General features: G+C 52.0%; 6 protein-coding genes. 2 read left to right on the top strand and 4 right to left on the bottom strand.

What is annotated here, in order from left to right; all coding sequences use genetic code 11:
• Positions 1-251 precede the first annotated feature (251 nt).
• Positions 252-983 carry a GntR family transcriptional regulator gene (locus AB4Z11_RS24145; RefSeq protein WP_442028223.1) on the top strand — a complete coding sequence of 244 codons (732 nt, stop codon included), beginning with the start codon at positions 252-254 and terminating at the stop codon, positions 981-983.
• A gap of 654 nt (positions 984-1,637) precedes the next feature.
• Entirely contained in the window at positions 1,638-2,690 is a 1,053-nt protein-coding gene (locus AB4Z11_RS24140) for a GlxA family transcriptional regulator (protein ID WP_442028222.1), read from the top strand.
• 238 nt (positions 2,691-2,928) lie between these two features.
• On the opposite strand, the gene AB4Z11_RS24135 is transcribed toward AB4Z11_RS24140, so the two are convergent.
• The 4 genes from AB4Z11_RS24135 to AB4Z11_RS24120 all read right to left on the bottom strand — a co-directional run.
• The gene (locus tag AB4Z11_RS24135) at positions 2,929-4,320 is read right to left on the bottom strand and encodes a TonB-dependent receptor domain-containing protein (protein WP_442028220.1); all 1,392 of its coding nucleotides are present in this window, start codon (positions 4,318-4,320) and stop codon (positions 2,929-2,931) included.
• 4 nt (positions 4,321-4,324) lie between these two features.
• Positions 4,325-5,395 carry a TonB-dependent receptor plug domain-containing protein gene (locus tag AB4Z11_RS24130; protein WP_442028218.1) on the bottom strand — a complete coding sequence of 357 codons (1,071 nt, stop codon included), beginning with the start codon at positions 5,393-5,395 and terminating at the stop codon, positions 4,325-4,327.
• Positions 5,396-5,696: 301 nt separating this feature from the next.
• A complete protein-coding gene (locus AB4Z11_RS24125; RefSeq protein WP_442028216.1) occupies positions 5,697-7,838 on the bottom strand; it encodes a methyl-accepting chemotaxis protein in 2,142 nt (713 codons plus the stop codon).
• Between the two features lie 8 nt (positions 7,839-7,846).
• Positions 7,847-8,294 (bottom strand): TorF family putative porin (locus AB4Z11_RS24120; protein WP_442028214.1); only part of this gene is annotated, 448 nt, incomplete at its 5' end.

The raw sequence follows: 8,294 nt of genomic DNA, 5'->3' as shown, positions 1-8,294 counted from the left end.
GTCACTACACAAGCTTCATGAGGCCAGCACTGCTGCCATGCAGAGGATTGACTCCTCTGTGGCGCAACGAAGCCGGCAGGCTCGAGTTATCGTCGGAGGTACGATCACTGCAGCTCTGCTCCTTTTGCTGCTTTCGACCGCAAGAATTTGGCGGTCCCCATTGCTGTAAGCAAGGGAGCTTCACTGGGTCCGTAGTTTAATCAATATCGCCCGTTATCACCTAGCGTTTATTGCTCAAAGTAGGAAACGCAATGTTCTCTGGTGCCGAAATCAAACTCGATTCAACAGATACCTCACCTTTGTATATGCAGATCGCTCGCAAGTTGAATGAGGACATAGGAGTGGGGCGGTATCAGGTCAAGCAGGCGCTTCCATCAGAGCGCATACTTTCAGAGCAATTCAACGTATCCCGTGTGACGATACGCAAGGCAGTTGAAGAGCTAGTTAAGCTTGGGGTGGTTGTGTGCATTCAGGGCTCGGGCACTTTCATCACGCGACAACTTAAGCGGCCCTTGTCCAAGCTGTCGAGCTTCACGGAGCAGATGCGGTTGCGTGGGTACGATTCAAGTTCACGGTGGCTAAAACGCGCCATCGTCACTTCTTGTCCTAAAGAGCAAATGAGTCTTGGCTTATCGCCTAACGACAAAGTAGTGCGCCTGGAACGCCTGCGATTGGCTAATAGCAAGGTCATAGCCTATGACCTTAGCATACTGCCCCTGAGCGCTGTGCCGAACCCCAATGTGATCGGGGACTCGCTGTATCAATATCTTGAATCCGTCGGTAATGCGCCAGCTCGCGCCCTGCAGCACATCCGGGCCACGAACGCCCCGGAGGATGTATCCGAGTACTTAGGATTGGCGGCAGGCCAAGCGGTTCTACTTATTACCCGAATCGGCTATTTCAATTCAGGCAAGGCCCTAGAGCTGACACATTCCTATTTCCGGAGCGACTATTATGATTTTGTCGTCGAAATGCGACGTTAGGCGGGATTGGCCAGCTATTTTGCATGGCCCGTAAAGGATAAATTTGAGTCATCACCCTTAAAGTGACATGGATAATTACTGAGTGCGAATGGTTTCTATTTGTGTTTTTGCATTACCTAGGTATGAAATTTCGCCGATCGATCACCTGCGAAAGCCATGTACTTTCGGTTTCGGTAGTATTTTAAAAAGCTCCGTCCAGGCTAATTGCTTAAATTATAACTAGCGAAGTACGAGCAAAAAAACCGGTGCGCAAATGCACACCGGTAGACCGAAAACAATTGGAGTGGTTCAGTCTGACCTAAGGTGGGATGCTCGTGCTGCCAATTTTGTTGGATTTGCGGCCATTGCTGATAGAGGGAGAAGGTGCGTACGTGTAATCAATAGAGGAGAGTTTGCAAAATAGGATTGGATATTGTCTTCTCAGAATTTACAATCTCTCTTCTGGTGATAGGGTGAATGTACCTAAATTCACAGGTTCTGAGGTACTGAAAGTGGCGGTGTCGCCAAATATAGATTCTGTTGTTTTGGATTTTTTTTCGTGGTAGCGTTGTAATGACGGTTAACTGCTGGTGGTATACTCACTAACTTAGTTTATGCAAGTATGGCAGCGTGAATCATAAGTTTTGAGGGTCATTGAACAGACAGGTCATTACAATGTCAAATCCACGTCGTGTAGTAATTGTCGCGTTTCCACCAGTCCAGATGCTCGATGTCGCTGGGCCGCTTGATGCATTGRCAGCAGCGAATTCCGCGCTTATGGAATCGGGCAAACCTGCAGCTTACCAGGTCTTACTGGCTGCACCCAATGGCGGAGTTGTGGAGACCACTTCTGGCATATCTATAAACGCCACAGTTGATCTTTTTGAGCCAAGTTTAGCGGCCGATATCCTAATTGTCGCGGGCGGACCCGGTGCCCGCGCGATGATCAATTCCCCAAAACTTGTCAGTGCTATGCAGGCCCTTTGTCAGAGATCGAGACATGTAGCGTCAGTCTGCACAGGCGCGTTTGCGCTAGCGTCAACGGGTGTGCTAAACAAGTCCCGTGCTACGACACATTGGGCTCATTTTGACGAGTTCGCGGAAGCGTTTCCTGAGATCGACGTTGAGCGTGACGCTTTATATTTGAGCGAAGGGAAGTACCACACTGCAGCTGGTGTATCGGCTGGGATTGATTACACGCTGGCCCTCATTCAGCACGATTTAGGCAGGCAAATGGCGTTGAGGACCGCACGTGATTTGGTTGTCTTCCTAAAACGACCAGGTGGGCAAAGTCAATTTAGTGCTCACCTTGCGGCAGAGGTCCGGGCCGAGGACCCCGATAAGTTCGGGGAGCTGAGCAGATGGATGGAAGCAAACATTGCGGATGACATCTCGGTAAGCATCATGGCAGACCGAATGGCGATGAGCCCGCGTAACTTTGCGCGTAGATTTAAACAGGCGATGAATGTCACTCCCACGGCACATTTGCAAATGTTGCGGGTCGATGCAGCCAGGCGGCTGCTCAGTGAAAGTACCTTGTCTATCGCTAGAATTGCGAAACGATGTGGTTTCGCGTCCGCAGCCGCGATGCGTTCAGAATTCTTATCGCATGTTCACGTAACACCAGAGGACTTCCGTGCTCGCTTCCAGACCGCCGGCAGAAAATTTGTCGACGTAAGTAACAATCCGGGACTTGCTAACGAAGCGCTTGAAGAAGAGTTGATGTGACCATTAAATTTGAGTCACGAATCGCTGCTGGGCTTGCGTACTGAACCCGAGAGGAAAGCCAAATTTCTGCTCAGTCATATTTGCCGCGAGGATCAGGTTTGCTCTAGCAAACGCGGCCACCTATTTGGGCGGTACCCAAATAGGCATCTCGTGCATATAACATGGAACTCGTGTTGCTGTCGTGATGACCACTTGGCGAGCAAACCTATTGCTCCTGTGATCAAAGCGCCTGTAGCGCTCAGAAGTCAACGCTCCCCCGTAGATAGAGCGCGCGTCCTCCCGGATCGGTAAAACGCGGGTCGTAGCCTTGCTGGAATGTCGAACCCTGGTTGGTAAACGGCGGATCCCTGTCGAATAGGTTTTTGATGCCGGCTGTCAGCGTTAGGCTTTTAGAGGCGGCATAAGTTCCAGACAAGTTCCACAGCTGGTAGGACGATACTCGGTTGAACAATATTGGATCGACTTGGTTCTGATCCACATACCCTGTTCGGAAGTTCTGTGACAACGTAGCGCTCCACGTCGTACTCCGCCAGGTCAGCGATAGATTATGCTTCCAGCGAAATATAGGGAATAGGTCCGCGTAACGTCCCACGTTTTGGATGTAGTCGCCGTCGCGCTCGTTCTGGTACTCGTACTTGTGCACCCAAGTGCCATCGATCTTCAACGAGAAGTCGCCGTAATCCATGTGGCGGGTGGTCCCGGTCAAGCTTAAGTCAACGCCATTGGTACGGACCTTGCCCAAGTTTTCGTACAAGTCCAAGACAGCGAAAGGCGATCCATCTGGATTACGCAGGAAGCGCGCTCTGTATCGCTCGAAGTTTCCAAAGAGGGTCAGTTCGGGCACATTACCTATCTTGTCCTTCAGGCTAATAGCCCAGTAGTCGATGGCTACTGTCAAATTGCTCGCAGGTTCGATTACTGCGCCTACCGAGAAGGTCTTCGATTTTTCTGGCGTTAAGTCAGGATTTCCGCCCTGTAGCTTAAACTGCTGAAGGCCGCAATCGCGCAACGGATTAGCCCCTGGCTGCGGGACACCACTGGGGCACAAGATTGGATCATTAAGGGAATTGTTAGTTTCGTTCCTTGATTGCGGCGCATTCCTCTCGAAGAGTGTCGGCGCGCGAAAACCGGTGCTGGCGGAGCCGCGTAGCATGATCCGCGGAGACGGCTGCCAGCGTACTCCGACTTTCGGATTGGCTGTCCTGCCCACGTCGTCGTAATCGTCATAGCGCATGGCAGCTTGGACATCGACCTTCTTCATGACGGGGATACTCAACTCGCCGAAGACCGCCTTGATATTGCGCGAACCATTCTTGGAAAGGGAGCCGGACAGGCCGGAGCTACCCGCCTGACCTGCAATATCGCGATTGACGTTGAAGTCGGACTTTTCGTGGCGGATCTCAGCTCCCAACGCCATCGCGAGCGGGCCGCCTGACAGACGTATCAATTCTCGGCTAGCCTTCAGGTCGAAGGCAGTAGTGGTGGCCTTCGCATCCTGTACCTTGCCGCGTAGGGCCACACTCTCTAAATAGGCCTTGCCGGCGGAGTTCTGCAAACCGAATGGATTGAGGATGCCGTTTAGCACACCAGCCGCGAATCCCGAGTCCTGAACATAACCGCCAGCGAACACTTCTTCAGACTTGTTGATTGCCTGAATTGCCAGGATAGTAGGGACTCGTTTTGGGCAGGAACAATGCAATCTGCGGCGGTGGCGCAGTATGCGAAATGACCTTATTACGCGAATGAAGATACTCAAGGCTGGCCGTGTGGTCGCCAAATTTCTTCGTCGCCCGGCCGAACAAGGCCAACTGCTCCTGTTCTGGCAAGTCGTCGATCTGGCGCGTGTAGTCCTGGCGACACGTGCCTCCACTGCCGATAGGCAGTGAGAATGGCGCGTTACAACCAGATGGATATCCTGGATTCCCAGTCGTTTTGGTGACTGGGTCAAAGTAGTTGCCTGGGAATGTTACGCCAGAAGTTCTGCTCAACCCGAGGTTGTTACGTACGCCGGTATTTGAAAATTCCCGCTGCTGCGAAGTTAGCGCGTCTTCGTTGTGGTAATCGAGCACGCCGAAGACACTCCAACCATCAGCATCAAGTTCCCCGATGCCGCTGATTATGTTGGCGCGCTTTTCCTTTCCGCCAGACTTCTTTGGAATCACCGATTCCGCCACGAGCGTAGTCCCTCTGACACTGCGGCGCGTGATGAAGTTGATGACACCGCCGATGGCGTCTGTACCATAAATCGCAGATGCGCCGTCGCGCAGCACTTCCACTCGCTCTAGTGCCGCGATTGGAATCAGATTCAGATCCACGCTGGCGCTGTCATACGGGTGGTTTGCGATGCGGCGACCGTTCAACAAAACTAGCGTCTTGTCGCCACCTAATCCACGCAGGTCAGCCACCGCTTGGCCTCCTGTGGGGAGGCTGCTAGCGTTGCCGCCGATGGTATTGCCGGCGCCCATGTTGGTTTGGTTGGAGGGGATCCGATCCAGGACTTCCCGTGCCGTGGTGAGGCCTTGCTTGGTGAATTCTTCCGCTTTAAAGACGGTGAGAGGCTGGGATGATTCGGAAACAAGCCTCTTGATCGAGGACCCAATGACTTCTACGCGGACCATGTCCTCTTCACCGGCCGTTACTTGAGCTACGGAAGGGCGCGCAACCAGAAGACTCCAGACGCAAAATACCCATACGCGAAAGTTCATCCACTGATTTCCTATTGAAGTGTGACTCGGCACCTTCGGGACATTAGCCGCTCGTCCGTGTAAGGTTAAATTAGTCTACTTGAACTTTAACGATTGGCAAGACAGTGTTGTAACTGCCTCACAAAAAGGAGTCCGGAGCTTCCGCCCCCGCCGTGTTGGGGGCGGAGGTGCTCAAGACGTATCGACCGCAGAACGAATAAAGGGCGTGACCTCGCCCAATTCAGCTAGGTTGTTCGTTGAATAGTGCTCTGAGGTTTAAGAAGACAGACGGCTGGCGGGCCTTGTAATCTGTCTTTCTCATTTAGAACGTCTCCCAATCGTCACCCAACTCCACAGCCTGCGGTGGGCGTCGGTTTGGCTTCGCGCTAGGCGCCGCAGTTTTCTGGGAAAGCGTAGGCTTCGTCGTCCAGATAAATACTGGCTCCTCAGATTTCGTGCTTTGCGGAGGCATCAAAGGTCTTGGAGACTTTGCCGGTATGTTTCTCGCGTCTTGTGGCATCTCGGTAGATTGCAAGCAAAATTCATCAATGATTTGGACGAGACTGCTCGCTTGCTCCTCGAGACTTTCAGTAGCTGCCGCGGCTTCCTCCACAAGTGCCGAATTTTGCAACGTCACACCATCTAACGCACAAATCGCCTCGTTTACCTGTTTGATTCCAGAGGCTTGCTCAGCACTTGCCATTGAGATCTCATCGACAATCTTTGCTAGTGTTGCCACTGAATTCACGACCTCATCCATAGTTCCTCTGGCATCTACCACAAGGCTCGCTCCGGACTCTGCATGCTCTACGGATTGATCTATCAGTACTTTGATTTCACCAGCAGCCACTGCACTGCGTTGCGCGAGGTTTCGAATTTCTGACGCGACAACGGCGAAGCCGCGCCCAGCTTCGCCGGCTCTTGCAGCTTCGACGGCGGCGTTCAGTGCCAAGATGTTCGTCTGGAATGAAATACTATCGATCACTGCAGTAATCTCTTTGACTCTTTGCGAAGAGTCATTTATCAGCCCCATCGTTTCCACGATGTTTGCTACGACTTTACCACTGTGAGTGGCTACCCTCGAAGCGTCAATCGCTACGGTACTGGCCTGTTGTGCTCTCTCTGCGTTTTGTGCAACCGTACCAGTCAGTTCTTCCATTGAGGCTGCGGTTTCTTCAATCGTGCCTGCTTGCTGTTCTGTACGCGTAGATAGGGCCTGGTTACCTTGGCTGATCTCTTTGCTTGCTGTGGCCACCACGGTCGCCGCTTCATGAACCCGGTCAAACGCCTGCTGAATTTTGCCAACAAAAAGGTTAAAGCTTTCTGCAATGACCGAGAGCTCGTCATTACCCACCTTAGGTAACCTTGCATTTAAATCCGCGCTGCCGTTTGCCAAGCCCTCCATGGCATGCGACAGGCTCTTTAGGGGGCGCAACAATCTTGAGAGCACGGACACCAGCACTATCGTTGCAATTAGTGCGCTGATAATCGAGGCCAATACTGCATTCGTAATCAAAGTTTTCACGGGTCTCATGGCAAGCGCACGAGGAAAACTCAACTCGATTGACCAAGGGGACACGTCGGCATGAATGTGTACAGGCTCGAGCAGATGTATCATTCCGTCGGCACTGGTGTATTCAAATTCCTTTCCAGCCCGAATAGCAGCAAGGCCCGCAGCAGGAATATCCTCTGCAGGTTTACCAACGAGTTCTTTATGTTGATTGCTCGCGTAGACTCCGCCATTAGACACCAGTGCTAGCGAGCCGTTCTCCATCGCTGGCAGCTCAGCCAACAGTTTGGACAATCCGCTCAACGGAAAGTCTGCGCTAGCAGTTGCTGCAAACTGTCCGTGTACCTGGACAGGCATCACCAATGACGCCATCGGCACTTGTTTGCCGTCTATCGCGTACTGAAATGGTTCCGTAAAGAGGACCTTCTTGTTCCGCTTCGGTGCGTTGTACCATTCGTTCTCTTCCGGCTTGTCTGAGAAGACAATCGGTTCAACCCGTACGTCCCCGTTGGCCTCCTTGACGAAATACGGCATATAACGCCCAGTAGAATCGTACTCTGGTCCTTTGTCGGCAAACTTAGCGTCGTTCCCGTCAAAGAGGTTCGGTTCAAACGCAATGGTCATCCCAACGAGGTGATCGCTACGCGCCATGAATTGCCGACTCATCGAAACTAGCTGCAATCGAGATAGGTTATTGTTCGATTCGATACTGCTTTCTACATTTCCTACAAGGGTGCTTAACGAAGCAAAATCAGACTGAATACGACTTCGAAGTGCCGTGCTGGCAACCTTTGCCGCCATGCGTGCTTGTTCCATTACGTCGGTTTCGACCATGGCTTTGCTTCGGACGCCGGTAACCGTAGCGGTAACACACAAGCCAATCACTGCGAGTACGGTCGCAGTACCACATATTTTTGCCGACAGCGACCATGAGGGGAGGTTAAGGATTCGCATGAATACTCCTAAAAAGCACGAGTGAGTGACAGGACTACGGTCCCTGCTCCCACATTGGAAACTAACGGGCTTCCTTCTTTGTCGAGCACAGAACTCATGTACTGTCTATAGGCATCGCTCATTCCRAAGCCATGAGTCCAAGCGATTGAAGTGCTCCAGCTAGGTGACCAGTTCCTCGTGAGTCCAATTTTTACATCGCTCCAATTCCAAATTTGATTCTTTGATCCTGCAACCTTTCCACTTCCGGCATGCAAATTAAGGACCCAACCTGGCGCAAGCTCTGGGTTGGCACCAAGGTCGACGTAGACAGTACCTCGAGCATCAGTAATGCCGAAAAAATCCTGCGTCACTGTGAAATAGGCCTTGGCGTAAAGAGTCTTCCATGTCGTACCCAGCATCAATTCTGTGTAGTCAAAACGCGTACCCGTTTCAGAGATGCGTGCGCCGGGATAGAGG

The sequence above is a fragment of the Pseudoduganella sp. RAF53_2 genome, assembly GCF_052113985.1.
Classification (GTDB): domain Bacteria; phylum Pseudomonadota; class Gammaproteobacteria; order Burkholderiales; family Burkholderiaceae_D; genus Rugamonas.
This window is presented reverse-complemented; position numbering and strand designations above follow the sequence as displayed.